The organism is Leifsonia sp. 466MF (genome assembly GCF_900100265.1).
In the GTDB taxonomy this organism is placed as follows: domain Bacteria; phylum Actinomycetota; class Actinomycetes; order Actinomycetales; family Microbacteriaceae; genus Leifsonia.
The window spans coordinates 2,534,334-2,547,030 of sequence record NZ_LT629696.1; the positions used below are offsets into that span (position 1 = coordinate 2,534,334).

Genomic DNA, 12,697 nt, shown 5'->3' on the forward strand with positions numbered 1-12,697 from the left:
CATGCGCCGCCTCCGCCGAACGTCCCTCCGCGTCGCCTTCGCGCTGATCGCGTTGCTCGTGGTCGCCGGGTTCTCCGCCGCCGCGCCCGCGCCCTCCGCCCGAGCCGCCCTGGCGCAGCCGGCGGAGAGCACCTGTGTCGAGACGTGCGTGGATGTGCCCGCGACGGCGCAGGCCGCAGCACAGAAGCTGCTCGAGGACTACAACCAGGGAACGCTCATCATCGAATGGGCCGAGCGCGCCATCATCCCGAACGAGTTGCAGCCGATCGCCAACGGCACCATCGGGCAGACACCGCAGTGCAACATCGACAAGCGGACGCTGCAGACGCTGGTGATCATCATCCGCAACTACGGCTCGGTGCAGGTGAGCGACCTCAACCGGCACTGCGCCAACGACGGCGTCGCCACCTGCGCGAGCAACCCGACCTCCCGCCACTGCACGCCGCCGGGCGCCCCCAACGCGATGGACCTCACCTACATCGGCTCCGCCAGGACGCGCGGCAACGACGGGCCGACGAACATCCTGCTCCCGTTCCTCGACTCCTTCCTGCCGGCCGGATCGCGCGCGGGGCAGGCCTCGGGGGCCGACGGCTGCGGGGCGTACTGGATGCCGCCGCTGCGCAACATCTCGCGCTTCGCCGACTACTGCACGCACATCCACATCGACTTCGGATCGTCGACCGGTGAGCTCCGCGGCCTGACCCGCTCGGGGAGCTGACCCGACGCTACTTCACCGGGTCGACGGGGTTGGTGCGCCCGACGATCAGCGGATCGACCGGCGTGAACGGGAACTGCGGGAGCTGCGCCTCCGGCACCCCGAACGCCGACGACAGCACCTCCCGCGAGAAGGCGGATGCCGTGGCGCGGTATCCGATGTCACCGGGCGTGGGCTGGTCGAAGAAGATCAGGAAGTGGATGCCTTCGTCGCCCAACGCCTCGATGTGGTGCGGGTACGCGCGCGGGATGAAGTAGGCGTTCCCGGGCTCCAGCTCGTATGTGTCGAGCGAGCCGTCCGGGTCGAGCACCGTCATCCGCGCGTGCCCGCTCTGCACGTACCCGAGCTCGGCCGTGACGGGATGCCAGTGCGGCTCGCGCATCCCGGTGTTCGCGATCTCGAGCGAGTACATGGAGAGGTCGTCGAGCGCCGCCCAGAACTGCTTGCGCGCGAGCCGCGCGCTGCCGTACGCGTACGAGAGCGGCGGATTCTGCCCCGCGGCATCGAACAGGTGGGCGTTCGGCAGGCCGGCGGTGTCCGGGATGCGGGCCGGGCCCTCCCGACGCACGATCTGCTGCGCGTCGTGCCGGTCGAAGGCGGCGAACGCCGACGACGGGAGATCGTAGGTGTTGCCGAGCACCGCATCCGTCATCGCATTGAAGCTGTTCTGCAGCGAGAAATGCGCCGGACGCGAGGTGCGGAGGGAGGCGATGATCTCCGCGGTCTCCTCCCCCACGTTCTCGATGTGGTAGATCGCGCCGGACGCGACGTGGTACATCTGCCCCGCCTTCACGACGAACGACGCGAACTCGTCCGCGTTCGCCAGCATCGACACCAGCACCGTCCCGCGCACCACGTAGGCGATCTGGTTCGCGTTCACGTTCCACTGCGGCTCGCGGACGCCCCCCGGTTCGAGGACGATGCGCTTGAGCGACATGCGCTTCAGGATCGGGAAGTCGTCGGCGGTGAGCTGCGAGATGCTGCCGAAGTCGTTCTCGTAGGTGTCTGTGGCATCGGTGAGCGAAGCGACGTGCGGCGAGGTCGTGGGCATGCGGGTCTCCCTGTCGATGGTGTTGTGTCACCGTCACGCTAGGGGCGACCGGGCCGTCAGGACAACGCTTGTGTTGGCACGCCTACTGCGGGTAAGGCGTCTCGCCGCGTTCGAGCATCCCGATCAGCTTCGCCAGCCGGTTGCCGCGGGTGGTGGCGTTCGGTGCGGTGGTCACCCGCCAGAGCACGGCGTAGCGGTTCTGGGCGTTGAGCCGCTCGAACGTGGCCGTTGCCGCCGGTGACGCTTCGAGCGCGGCCACCAGATCCTCGTGCATCTCGATCCGCCCGGCGCCCGCGTACGCGCGTTCCCAACGACCGTCCGCCTTGGCCCGATCGATCTCCGCCTGCCCGGCCGGCCGCATCCGCCCCTCGGCGATCAGCGTCTCGACGATGCCGATGTTGCGCTCCGACCACAGCGAGGTCTTGCGCCGCGGGGTGTACCGCTGCACGAAGGTCGTGTCGTCGCGGGACCGGCGCTGTCCGTCGATCCAGCCGCTGCAGAGTGCCTCGATCAGGGCCTCCTGATAGCCGAGGGATGTCGGGTCGGTGACACCCTTCTTGGCGAGCACCAGCCACACACCGTCGGAGGTCTGCTCGTTCTCGTCGAGCCAGGCGCGCCACGCCGCCTGGTCGGCGACCACCAGGGGTTCGGGAGCTGTTCGCTGCGGGTCGTCGGCCATGCCCCGATCGTAGGGGCGACCGCCGACGCCGGGCGGCGGCGTGGCCGCTATGCCGGCCCGGCCAGGTGCGATCAGGGACGGCCAGGCGCGATCAGGGACGGGCAGGCGCGCTCAGGGCTGCGCGGTGGCCGCCGTGTCGGTGTCCTCGGTCGCCTGCAGCGCGCGGATCAGCGACTGGGCGTCGTACGGACCGACGTGACGGCGGCCGTTGATGAAGAAGGTGGGGACGGCCGTGATGTCCATCGCCTCCGCATCCAGCATGTCGTCGCGGACGCGCGCGGCCACCTCGGGCGAGCTCAGGTCGGCCTCGAAGCGATCGAGGTCGAGGTCGAGCTCCTGGGCACGACGCAGGATGTCGGACGGCAGCTGGTGCTCCTGGTCGGCGAAGAGGGCACGCTCGAACTCGAAGAACTTGCCCTGGCGCGACGCCGCCTCCGACGCCTCCGCCGCGGCGAGGGCGTTGGGGTGGTATCGCGTCAGCGGCGCGTGCCGCCACACGTAGCGCAACCGGTCGCCGAGCTCCCGCTGCACCTCGAACACCGAACCCGTCGCCTTCAGGCAGAAGCCGCACTGGAAGTCGCCGTACTCGACGATCTCGTACGGCGCGTCCAGCGCACCGAAGATGTGGTCGCGTGCCGGGTCCACCGGGCGCACCAGGGTCAGGCCCGCCTCCTCCTTCGGCCGGCGCGCGTCGGAGATCCGGAAGACGATGGTCGCGACGACGAACGCCACGATCGTCGCCGCGAGCACGCCGACGCGGGCGGCGTTCTGCGCCGCCTCATCCGGGACGCCCAGGTCGACGATGAACAGCGAGATCGTGAAGCCAATGCCGCACAGCGCCGCACCCCCGGCCAGGCGGTCGAGGGTGAGCCCCGGCCCGAAGTCGCCGATCTTGAGCAGGCGCAGCACCGCGGCCGAGCCGAACACGCCGACGAACTTGCCGACGACGAGGCCGGCGAGCACACCCCACGCGATCGGCGAGACGAGCGCGCCGGCGAGGATGTCGCCGTCCAGCCGCACGCCGGCATTGGCGAGGGCGAACAGGGGCAGCACGACATACGCCACGTACGGACCCCACGCCGACTGCAGCCGCTCGTTGATGGAGATGGACTCGCGCAGGCTGTTCGCCGCCGCCCGCGCGTACTCCGTGTTCGGTGACTGCCGGAAGGTGCGGGCGAGATCGAGGGCGTGCTCCACATCCCGCCGGTTGGGCCGGTAGACGGGCACGAGCAGGGCGATCGCGACACCGGCCAGCGTCGGGTGCACGCCCGAGGCGAGGAACGCGAGCCAGACGATGATGGCGAGGGTCGCGTAGACCGGGCCGCGGCCGCCGCGCAGGTAGCGGGTGAAGTAGACGCCGACCAGGCCGACCGCAGCGATGATCAACGGATACGGGTTGAAGTTCTCCGTGTACACGAGCGCGATGATGCTCAAGGCGCCGATGTCATCCACCACGGCGAGCGCCAGGAGGAACACCCGGAGACGGCCCGACGCGCGCGGGCCGATGAGGGCCAGGGCACCGACCAGGAACGCGGTGTCGGTGGAGATGACGACTCCCCACGCGTGCTCCATGCCCGTCCCGAGGGTGAACAGCACGAAGATGACCGCGGGGACGGCGAGCCCGAAGACGGCTGCGACCACCGGGACGACGGCGCGCGCCCAGCTGGTCAGCTCCCCGATCGCGAACTCTCGCCGCACCTCCAGGCCGACGGTGAAGAAGAAGATCGCCATCAGGGCGTCGTTGACGAGCGCGTGGAGGGTGAAGTCGAGCTGCAGGTCGCCGACCCCGACGATCAGGTGCGTGTCCCAGAACTGCTCGTACCCCGTGAACGAGATGTTCGCCCACACGATCGCGATGAGCGTCGCCGCGACGAGCAGCAGCGCGCCGATCCGGCTCCGGCCCATCGAGCGGAAGCGCTCGGCGATGCTCGGCCGGCGGTCGCGCGACTGCCCGACCGACTCCGGGTCGGGAGAACGCTGGATGAGCGTGAGCGGGGTGGTCACGGAAAAACTCTAGCGACTCCCGCGCCCGCGGTCACTCGGCGGCGAGGACGGCCGCGAGCTCGCCGAGGGTGAAGCTCCAGCCCTGCCGGTACGACTCGGCGGGCGACGCATCCGTCCAGGGCCCGGTGTGGCGAACGACGAGCCGTGTGCCGGAGCCGTCGTCGGTCAGCCGCAACTCCACTGCTTCGTCGGCCGTGGGCCCGTCGTCGTCGCTCCACCTCCATTCGAACGCGAGGCGCTCCAACGGCTCGACCGCGAGATAGTGCCCCTCCACGACGATGCTCGCGCCTGGTGCGACGATCCGGTAGGCGCCTCCGACCCGCACGTCCGCGACGATCGACACGTCGTGCCAGTGCCGCCACCACCACGTGCGCAGTCCATCGGCCGAGGCGATGGCGCTCCAGACCCGGGACCGGTCCGCATCGATCGTGCGCGTCAGTTCGAGGGGATGCGAGGCGAGCGTCCGCCAGACATCTCGCCCGGCCGCGCGTCCGGCAGAACCGCTTGCGTCATCCTCCCGGCCCGAAAGCACCCCGTCGAGTACGGAGAGCACGTCATCCCATCCGCCGCCCGCCGTCACGATCTCGTCTCGCCCTGCGAGCCGATGGTGCAGGGTCAGTTCGGCGCGTCCGTCGGCGGTGTCCCTCCACTCGGCGGTCACGATGCTCGGCGGCTCCCCATCGACGATCCAGGACACCCGCAGGGCGTCCGTGCCGCACTGCAGCACCCGGCCTTGCGCTCGGGTGTCTTCGTCGAGCTGCACGGTGAACTCCGACCCGACACCCGACGGTTCGCCCGCGACGACGCCGAACCAGCGGGACAGTCGTTCCGGCGACGTGCATGCGTCCCTCAGCTCCGCGGCGGTCGAGCGGTACTCGTGGCGGAGGATCAGCTCGGGATGGTCGTCGGTGCCGACGAGAGCGCGGATCGTGCGCGCATCCATCATCGTCCCCCGTCGGGCCGTGCGCTCCCGTGTCCGCCGCTGCTCTCGCGGGCGAGCTCGGTCTCCAGGGCGTCGAGCCGTTGAGACCACAGCCGCCCGTACCGGTCCACCCAGGCCGCGATATCGTCCAGCGCGCCGGGGACGATGCGATAGATGCGCTGCGATCCCTGACGCTCGGCCGAGACGATCTCCGCCTCCCGGAGCACGCGCAGCTGGTTCGAGACGGCCGGCTGGCCGATCCCGAACTCCGCCATGACGACGGCGCCGATCCGACCGGCGGGCGCTTCCGCCTCGGAGAGGAGTTCCACCATCCGGCGACGGACCGGGTCCGCCAGCACCGCAAACGAGTTCATGGGTGCATGATATCACCGCTCACTGATATGACGTAGGCATGCCTTGCCCCTTCGGCGGACACGTGGCAGCGTGCACGGTGAACGGGACGGAACGGAGCGCGCATGGCGAAGCAGAAGAAGCTCGAGAAGGCAGCGAAGAAGGCGTTCGAGCGGGCGGAGGCGGCCGTCGCCGACGCCAGGAGAGCGGCCGAGAAGCTCGACAAGAAGAAGGCGAAGAAGCGTGTTCGCGCCCTGGAGAAGGAGCTGGCGACGCTCGCCGGCGGCAGCAAGGCCGAGCACACCGACAGCGCTGCGGACACGGCCGACCTCGACCTCACCCCGCCGCTCCCCTCCGTCCGCGACGAGACCGTGGAGGCGACGGTCGAGTTCGCCGGATCGGTCACCACATCCGTCACGCACGACCCGGAACTCGACCAGCTGACCGTGCAGGCCCTGCGCGATGCGGCACGCGCCCGCGGCCTCCTGAACGTCTCCCGGCTGACCAAAGGGCAGCTGATCGAGCGCCTCAGCGAATGACCTGGTGAATCCCACCGCGCCGTTCGGCAGACGCGGACCGTTTCGGGGGTTACGTTTGCAGTCACGGAAGGAGACCAGGTGGACGACGAGGCACTCGAGGTGACGGAGCAGGACGCGGTGACGGCACCCGACGAGGCAGCTGCGGAAGAGCAGGCGGCGCCGGAGGAGATCACCTACGACGAACAGCTCTACCCCGCCCGGCCCCGCCGGCTGCGCCCGCGCGCCAACCTGCGCGGCGGCAGCATCCGCCGCACGTTCTCCGACCCCCGGGCGGCCAACGGCCAGAACCCGGCCTACGTCGAGTGGCTGGTGCGCCAATCCATGCTGAAGGATGCGGACGTGCTCAGCCGGCAGCTGTCCGGCTCACCCAGCATGTGGCGCAACCCCTACGCCCGGCCGGACGCCCGCCGCGCCGTCTCCACCTCGGACGTCTGGTTCACCGCGTACCCGATCTCGCTGATCACACGACCGGGCGAGTCGTTCCTCACGGCGCTCGCCGACCCGGAGCTGTGGCGGGCGTTCCAGCGGATCGGGATCAACGGCATCCACACCGGTCCGGTCAAGCGGGCCGGCGGCATCCGCGGCTGGCAGGAGACCCCGAGCGTCGACGGCCACTTCGACCGCATCGGCACCCAGATCGACCCCGCGTTCGGCGACGAGGAGACGTTCCGGCGGCTGACCGACGTCGCCGAGGAGCACGGCGGCAGCGTCATCGACGACATCGTGCCGGGCCACACCGGCAAGGGCGCCGACTTTCGCCTCGCCGAGATGGCCTACAAGGACTACCCCGGGATTTACCACATGGTCGAGATCCCTCCGGACGAGTGGCACCTGCTGCCGGAGGTGCCAGAGGGCCGCGACTCCGTCAACCTCGACGAGTCCACGGAGGCGGCGCTCGCCGAGCGCGGCTACATCATCGGCGAGCTGCAACGCGTCATCTTCTACGCCCCCGGGGTGAAGGAGACGAACTGGAGCGCCACCGCGCCCGTCATCGGCGTCGACGGCATCACCCGACGCTGGGTGTACCTCCACTACTTCAAGGAGGGCCAGCCGTCGGTGAACTGGCTCGACCCGACGTTCTCGGGCATGCGCCTGGTCATCGGCGACGCCCTGCACTCGCTCGGCGACCTGGGTACGAGCGCCCTGCGACTGGATGCGAACGGCTTCCTCGGGGTCGAGAAGAGCGCGGAGGGGATGCCGGCCTGGTCGGAGGGGCACCCACTGTCGCACGCCGCGAACCACATCATCGCCGGGATGGTGCGCAAGGTCGGCGGCTTCACCTTCCAGGAGCTCAACCTCACCGTGGAGGACATCCGCGACACCGGCGCTGTCGGCGCGGACCTCTCCTACGACTTCATCAACCGCCCGGCGTACCACCACGCCCTCGCGACCGGCGACACCGAGTTCCTGCGCCTCACGCTGCGCACCTCACTTGAGTTGGGCGTCGAGCCGGTGAGCCTGGTGCACGGGATGCAGAACCACGACGAGCTGACCTACGAGCTCGTCCATTGGGCGACGCTGCACCAGAACGACCTCTACACATTCCGCGGCGAGGAGATCAGCGGCGGCGAGCTGGCCCAGCGCATCCGCGCCGATCTCGTCGAGGCGATCACCGAGCCGACGGCCGACTACAACCTCGTGTTCACGACCAACGGGATCGCCTGCACGTCGGCCTCCCTCATCGCCGCCACCCAGGGGCACGCGACCCTCGACTCGATCACCGAGGACGACATCCCGGCGATCCGGGACGCGCACCTGCTGCTCGCCGCGTTCAACGCGTGGCAGCCGGGCGTCTTCGCGCTGTCGGGATGGGACCTGCTGGGCGCACTGACCGTGCCCCGCGGCGAGGTGGCCGACCTGATCGCGGAGGGCGACACGCGCTGGGTCGAGCGGGGAGCGCACGACCTGCTGGGGTCCGCCCCCGACGCCGAGCGCTCCGCCTACGGGATGCCGCGGGCGCGCTCGCTGTACGGGCCGCTCCCCCAGCAGCTGCGCAACCGCGACTCGTTCGCGAACCGGCTTCAGGAGCTGCTGCGCATCCGCGACCGCTGGGGCATCGCGAGCGCGCGCCAGGTCGACGTGCCGGATGTCGCGCACCCGGGCATGCTCGTCATGGTGCACGAACTCGAGACGCTCGACGAGCAGGAGCTGCCCATCGTCCAGCTGACCGTGCTGAACATGACCGACGCAGCGGTCGACGGCACCGTCCGCTCGGAGGCACTGCCGCATCGGGCGACGGTGACGGATGCCGCCGACGGCAGCGAGGTCGGCACGGTGGATGACCTGGCCAGTTTCCCGGTGAGCGTCCCCGCCTACGGCGCGCGCTTCCTCATCCTGAGCCGCACCCCCCTCGACCAGTAGCGCCCATCCCCTCGCTCTATCCCCCACCGTCGAGTCCGCAAATTTTGCACGCTCTGACGGCGCGTCTCGTGCAAAGTTTGCGGACTCGACGGTGGGAGGGGACGGGAGGGGGCGGGATGCGCGGGCGGCTAGAGGCGGACGGCCGCTTGGGCGGCGGCCTCGATGTCGGCGTCGCTCGCCGCACTGAGGTCGAGCTCGGTGAGCGCGGTCACGCGAGCCGCGACATCCGCGTGGGCCGCCCGCAACCGCTCCACGAACTCGGCCGCGACATCCGCCTTGCCCGACCCGTGCCCGATCACGACGAACGAGCGCTCCGGGGCGGTCGACCGGAGCGCCTCGGCGACGGCGTCGAAGAAGTGGCTGAGGTCGCGCTCGTCGTCGTGACCGGTGTGCCGCTCCACCGTGCGCAGGTGGTGGGCGTGACGGTCCTCGTCGGCGACGGTGTGCTCCGTGTCGCTGACGGTGCGCGCATCCAGGTCGAAGTCGAAGATGCGGGCATGCTCGGCGTCGATCGCGACCGCGAGCAGGTCGCCGTGGCCCTTCGGCTCCGGGGTCGCCGCCAGCAGGTGGCGTGCGCGCTCGATGTCCTCGATGGAGACGCGGCCGTCGTGCTGACGCCGGAAGACCTCGCGGTGCCCGTTGAGCTTCACCGCCAGACGATCGCCGGTCTCCTGCTCCACCTGGTCGGCGCGGTCCTGCCAGAAGCTGATGAACTCGGTCCACTCCAGGTCGCGCGGCGCCGGGGAGCCGGTGATGCGGGCGTAGGTCTTGTCGGCGTGCGTCGTCATGCGTCCTCCTGAGCTCGGTGTGTCGGTTGGGTGCAGGCTAGCAGCCGTCGAGTCCGCGAACTTTGCACGCGACGCGCCGTCGGAGTGTGCAAAAAGTGCGGACTCGACGGTGGGCGGATCCGCGAGGGACGCGGTCAGGCGAGGAGGCTGCGGACGCGCGGGACGACCTCGGTGCCGTACAGGCGGATCGCCGTGAGGAGCGACTCGTTCGTCATCCCGGGGATGCCGTACTTGAGGTCGAAACGGTTGGCGCCGACCACGCGCATGTTGGCGGCGATCTTCGCGGCGACCGTCTCCGGCGAGCCCACGTAGAGGCTGCCGTCGGGGCCCAGCTCGCGTTGGAACGACGCCTCGGTCGGGATCGCGAAGCCACGCGTCGCGCTGACCTTCGTGATCATGTCGCGGTAGTGGGGCCAGAACTCCTCGCGCGCCTGCTCGTCGGTGGCCGCCACGTGGCCGGGCGAGTGCAGGCCGATCTGCTGCGGCTCACGGCCGAACTGCTCCAGCGCCTTGTGGAAGAGCTCGCTGTACGGCGCGAAGCGGGAGGCCGGTCCGCCGATCACGGCCAGCATGAGCGAGAAGCCGTAGTGGGCGGTGCGGATGACGGACTCCGGGCTGCCGCCGACGCCGATCCACGTCGGCAGCGGTGTCTCGAGGTGCGGCACCACATCCTGCTCGCGAAGTCCGCTGCGTGTGCTCCCCTCCCAGGTGACCGGTCCGCCCTCACGCAGGTGCGCGAACAGGTTCGTCTTCTCCTCGAACAGCTCCTCGTAGTCGGACAGATCGAAGCCGAACAGCGGGAACGAGTCGATGCTCGAACCGCGGCCGAGGATGATCTCGGCGCGGCCGTCCGACACCGCGTTGAGGGTGGAGTAGCGCTGGAACACCCGGACGGGGTCGTCCGAGCTCAGCACGGTGACCGCCGACCCGACGTGGATGCGCTCGGTGCGTGCGGCGATCGCGCTCAGCACGATGTCGGCCGCCGAGAGGGGCATGTCGTCGACGTGGTGCTCGCCGATGCCGAAGAAGTCGATCCCCGCCTGCTCGGCGGCGACGCCGTGGCCGACGAGGTCGCGAACGGTCTGGGCGTGCGAGATGGGCCGAGCGTCGGCGTCGCTCGTGACGTCGCCGAAGGTGTTCAGGCCGAAGGTGAGCGGAAAGCTCTGGGGTGCGGTGTTCATTTGTGTGCTTTCGGGTGTGGATGCGAGGGAAAAGATGCGGTCGCCGCCGGGTCAGGCGGCGGCCTCGGCGGAGGCGAGTTCCGGCGCGTTCTCGCCCGCGACGGCGGCCCGGAAGCCGCCCGCGTCGAGGCGCGCGCCGAAGACCGGGCCGCCCGGCTCGAACGCGACGCCGTCGCGCAGGCTGTCGACGAGCACGGTGTCGTAGCCGACGTCCTGGATGAGAGAGGCGACGAGTGCGGCCGCTTCCGGGTCGTCCGAGGCCACGCCGAGAGCGCGGCGGTCCGGGTCTCCGGCGAGGCGGCGGTCCTCCTCCATCTCGTGGTAGCCGATGTGGTTGAACGTCTTCACGACGGTGGAGTTCGGGAGTTCTCGCTGGACGATCTCGCTGCTGGTGAGGGACTGGTCCTCGAACAGCGACTGCACGCCGTCGGTCGGCGCCCAGTAGTTCATGGAGTCGATGACCAGCTTGCCGGCGAGCATCCCGCGGTCGAGTCCGGAGAACCGGTGCAGCGGGATGGCGAGGATCACGACATCCGCCGCGGACACGGCCTCCGCGGCCCACGCCGGACGGGCGCCCGGCATGACGACCGAGGCGATGAGCTGGATGCGCTGCGGGTCGCCCGAGGCCGCCACCTCCACCTCGTAGCCGGCGTCGAGCAGGATGCGCGCGAGCGCCGAGCCGACATGTCCGACGCCGAGGATCGCGACGCGAGGTCGCGCGGTAGCGGTGGTGGTCATCGGCGGTGTCCTTCTGTCGTGTCGGTGTCGGTGTCGGTGTTGGTGTCAGGGTCGGTGTTGATGTCAGGGTCGGCCGCGGCGCGGTCGAGGTGGTTCTGGATGCTCTCGAGCGCGCCCGCGAGGGCGTCGAGCTGGTCGGGGCGGAGCGCGTCGGCGAAGAGCCGCTTCACGGCCCGCAGATGAGGTCCGGACGCGCGGCGGATGGCCTCGTAGCCGTCCTCGGTGAGGACGACGAGCGCCCCGCGGTTGTCGCCGGGACACTCGGTGCGGCGGATGAGGCCGCGCTTCTCCATGCGCCCCAGGTGGTGCGACACCCGGCTGCGCTCCCAGTCGATCGCATCGGCCAGCTCGGACGACCGCAGCGTGCGGTCGGCCGCCTCCGTGAGGGCGAGCAGCACCGCGTAGTCGCCGGTCGAGAGCTCCACGCGCTGCAGCTCGGACGACAACAGCCGGCGCAGCTCGCCGGTCGTGTCGAGCAGCGAGCGCCACACGGCGAGTTCACGGTCGGTGAGTCGCTCAGTGGCTGCGGTGGGGGTCATACGGTCCTCGTTCTCGATCACGCCAGCCGGATAGCTGACATGTCAATCAACCGCTGGCCGAGTGGATTTGTTCCCGCCATGGCGCGCGCCTTGTAGCGTTGCATCATGAGCGATCTGCCCGACGCCCTCCCCGCCGATTACGACCCCGCCCACGTCTTCCGCGTGGTCGCGATGCCGGTCTCGCAGGGCTGGGGCGTGTGGCTGCGCGCGGCGGACGACAGCATCATCCACAGCTTCGGCCTCGGCTTCCCGCCCGGCACCCCGTTCCAGCCGGACGTGCTCGATGTGCTCGGCCCGCTGCTCAACGTGCAGTATCGGCTGGCGTTCCACGGCCCCGAATCATGGGACGAGCTCGGCGACCACTGGTCCGCCGTCGTCTACGAGTACACCCCGCGCTGACGCCCGCGGCATTCGTGCCGAATGTGCGGAATGCGGCGCGCAAAGCGCACATTCGGCACGAATGTGCGCCGGCCCCTACGGCGATTCGCCCGGTCTCTGCGGCGCGAGAGTTGCGCCAAATCGCGGTTCTGCGCGTCACGTCCCCGCGAGATTTGCGCCAAATCGCGGTTTTAGGCGCCGCATTCCCACGATTTGGCGCAAATCCTTGGAGCTGATCCGTCGTCTCCGAGTGCGCACCTCTCGCTGATTTCCGTGAGATTCGTGCCGAATGTGCGGAATGCCGCGCGCAAAGCGCACATTCGGCGCGAATGTGGGCGCCCTTACGGCGTTCGCCCGACTCCGCGGCGCGAGATTTGCGCTCAATCGCGGGTGTGGGCGTCACGTCGCTGTGAGATTTGCGTCGAATCGCGGGTTTGGGCGTCACGTCACG

The 12,697-nt window shown here is 70.0% G+C and carries 13 protein-coding genes; 4 read left to right on the forward strand and 9 right to left on the reverse strand.

Features of this window, described 5'->3' with window-relative positions; genetic code table 11:
- The first annotated feature begins 1 nt into the window (after nucleotide 1).
- Nucleotides 2-718 carry a hypothetical protein gene (locus tag BLR91_RS12150; protein ID WP_089875065.1) on the forward strand — a complete coding sequence of 239 codons (717 nt, stop codon included), beginning with the start codon at nucleotides 2-4 and terminating at the stop codon, nucleotides 716-718.
- 7 nt (nucleotides 719-725) lie between these two features.
- On the opposite strand, the gene BLR91_RS12155 is transcribed toward BLR91_RS12150, so the two are convergent.
- The 5 genes from BLR91_RS12155 to BLR91_RS12175 all read right to left on the reverse strand — a co-directional run bounded on the left by BLR91_RS12155 (nucleotide 726) and on the right by BLR91_RS12175 (nucleotide 5,745).
- Nucleotides 726-1,766 carry a cupin domain-containing protein gene (locus BLR91_RS12155; RefSeq protein WP_089875063.1) on the reverse strand — a complete coding sequence of 347 codons (1,041 nt, stop codon included), beginning with the start codon at nucleotides 1,764-1,766 and terminating at the stop codon, nucleotides 726-728.
- A gap of 82 nt (nucleotides 1,767-1,848) precedes the next feature.
- Nucleotides 1,849-2,445, reverse strand: a complete 597-nt coding sequence (locus tag BLR91_RS12160; protein ID WP_018190241.1) for a YdeI/OmpD-associated family protein — start codon at nucleotides 2,443-2,445, stop codon at nucleotides 1,849-1,851.
- 111 nt (nucleotides 2,446-2,556) lie between these two features.
- Nucleotides 2,557-4,449: a Na+/H+ antiporter NhaA gene (gene nhaA / locus BLR91_RS12165; RefSeq protein ID WP_020075305.1), complete on the reverse strand. Its 1,893-nt coding sequence runs from the start codon at nucleotides 4,447-4,449 to the stop codon at nucleotides 2,557-2,559.
- A 31-nt stretch (nucleotides 4,450-4,480) separates the two neighbouring features.
- On the reverse strand, nucleotides 4,481-5,395 hold the full coding sequence (locus BLR91_RS12170; RefSeq protein WP_231918899.1) for an SRPBCC family protein: 915 nt from the start codon (nucleotides 5,393-5,395) through the stop codon (nucleotides 4,481-4,483).
- Nucleotides 5,392-5,745 (reverse strand): ArsR/SmtB family transcription factor, encoded by a 354-nt coding sequence (locus BLR91_RS12175; RefSeq protein ID WP_089875059.1) that lies wholly within the window; start codon nucleotides 5,743-5,745, stop codon nucleotides 5,392-5,394. The genes BLR91_RS12170 and BLR91_RS12175 overlap by 4 nt, the downstream gene beginning before the upstream one ends.
- Before the next feature lie 102 nt (nucleotides 5,746-5,847).
- On the opposite strand from BLR91_RS12175, the gene BLR91_RS12180 reads away from it, so the two are divergent.
- Together BLR91_RS12180 and treS are read left to right on the forward strand one after the other, a co-directional pair.
- The gene (locus tag BLR91_RS12180; RefSeq protein ID WP_089875057.1) at nucleotides 5,848-6,261 is read left to right on the forward strand and encodes a Rho termination factor N-terminal domain-containing protein; all 414 of its coding nucleotides are present in this window, start codon (nucleotides 5,848-5,850) and stop codon (nucleotides 6,259-6,261) included.
- 78 nt (nucleotides 6,262-6,339) lie between these two features.
- Entirely contained in the window at nucleotides 6,340-8,622 is a 2,283-nt protein-coding gene (treS, locus tag BLR91_RS12185; RefSeq protein ID WP_089875055.1) for a maltose alpha-D-glucosyltransferase, read from the forward strand.
- Nucleotides 8,623-8,750: 128 nt separating this feature from the next.
- On the opposite strand, the gene BLR91_RS12190 is transcribed toward treS, so the two are convergent.
- From BLR91_RS12190 to BLR91_RS12205, 4 genes are all read right to left on the reverse strand, one after another.
- A complete protein-coding gene (locus BLR91_RS12190; protein ID WP_089875053.1) occupies nucleotides 8,751-9,410 on the reverse strand; it encodes a hypothetical protein in 660 nt (219 codons plus the stop codon).
- A gap of 134 nt (nucleotides 9,411-9,544) precedes the next feature.
- Nucleotides 9,545-10,591, reverse strand: coding sequence for an LLM class flavin-dependent oxidoreductase (locus tag BLR91_RS12195; protein WP_089875051.1), 1,047 nt, complete (start codon nucleotides 10,589-10,591; stop codon nucleotides 9,545-9,547).
- 51 nt (nucleotides 10,592-10,642) lie between these two features.
- Nucleotides 10,643-11,329 carry an NADPH-dependent F420 reductase gene (locus BLR91_RS12200; RefSeq protein WP_089875049.1) on the reverse strand — a complete coding sequence of 229 codons (687 nt, stop codon included), beginning with the start codon at nucleotides 11,327-11,329 and terminating at the stop codon, nucleotides 10,643-10,645.
- A complete protein-coding gene (locus BLR91_RS12205; protein WP_089875046.1) occupies nucleotides 11,326-11,868 on the reverse strand; it encodes a MarR family winged helix-turn-helix transcriptional regulator in 543 nt (180 codons plus the stop codon). The genes BLR91_RS12200 and BLR91_RS12205 overlap by 4 nt, the downstream gene beginning before the upstream one ends.
- Before the next feature lie 105 nt (nucleotides 11,869-11,973).
- On the opposite strand from BLR91_RS12205, the gene BLR91_RS12210 reads away from it, so the two are divergent.
- On the forward strand, nucleotides 11,974-12,267 hold the full coding sequence (locus tag BLR91_RS12210; protein ID WP_020075312.1) for a hypothetical protein: 294 nt from the start codon (nucleotides 11,974-11,976) through the stop codon (nucleotides 12,265-12,267).
- Nucleotides 12,268-12,697: the final 430 nt, after the last annotated feature.

Coding starts and splice junctions, on each gene's coding strand:
- BLR91_RS12200 (WP_089875049.1), bottom strand. CDS start 11,329: ATGACCACCACCGCTACCGCGCGACCTCGCGTCGCGATCCTCGGCGTC.
- BLR91_RS12180 (WP_089875057.1), top strand. CDS start 5,848: ATGGCGAAGCAGAAGAAGCTCGAGAAGGCAGCGAAGAAGGCGTTCGAG.
- BLR91_RS12190 (WP_089875053.1), bottom strand. CDS start 9,410: ATGACGACGCACGCCGACAAGACCTACGCCCGCATCACCGGCTCCCCG.
- BLR91_RS12205 (WP_089875046.1), bottom strand. CDS start 11,868: ATGACCCCCACCGCAGCCACTGAGCGACTCACCGACCGTGAACTCGCC.
- BLR91_RS12155 (WP_089875063.1), bottom strand. CDS start 1,766: ATGCCCACGACCTCGCCGCACGTCGCTTCGCTCACCGATGCCACAGAC.
- BLR91_RS12150 (WP_089875065.1), top strand. CDS start 2: ATGCGCCGCCTCCGCCGAACGTCCCTCCGCGTCGCCTTCGCGCTGATC.
- BLR91_RS12170 (WP_231918899.1), bottom strand. CDS start 5,395: ATGATGGATGCGCGCACGATCCGCGCTCTCGTCGGCACCGACGACCAT.
- BLR91_RS12160 (WP_018190241.1), bottom strand. CDS start 2,445: ATGGCCGACGACCCGCAGCGAACAGCTCCCGAACCCCTGGTGGTCGCC.
- BLR91_RS12175 (WP_089875059.1), bottom strand. CDS start 5,745: ATGAACTCGTTTGCGGTGCTGGCGGACCCGGTCCGTCGCCGGATGGTG.
- BLR91_RS12210 (WP_020075312.1), top strand. CDS start 11,974: ATGAGCGATCTGCCCGACGCCCTCCCCGCCGATTACGACCCCGCCCAC.
- BLR91_RS12195 (WP_089875051.1), bottom strand. CDS start 10,591: ATGAACACCGCACCCCAGAGCTTTCCGCTCACCTTCGGCCTGAACACC.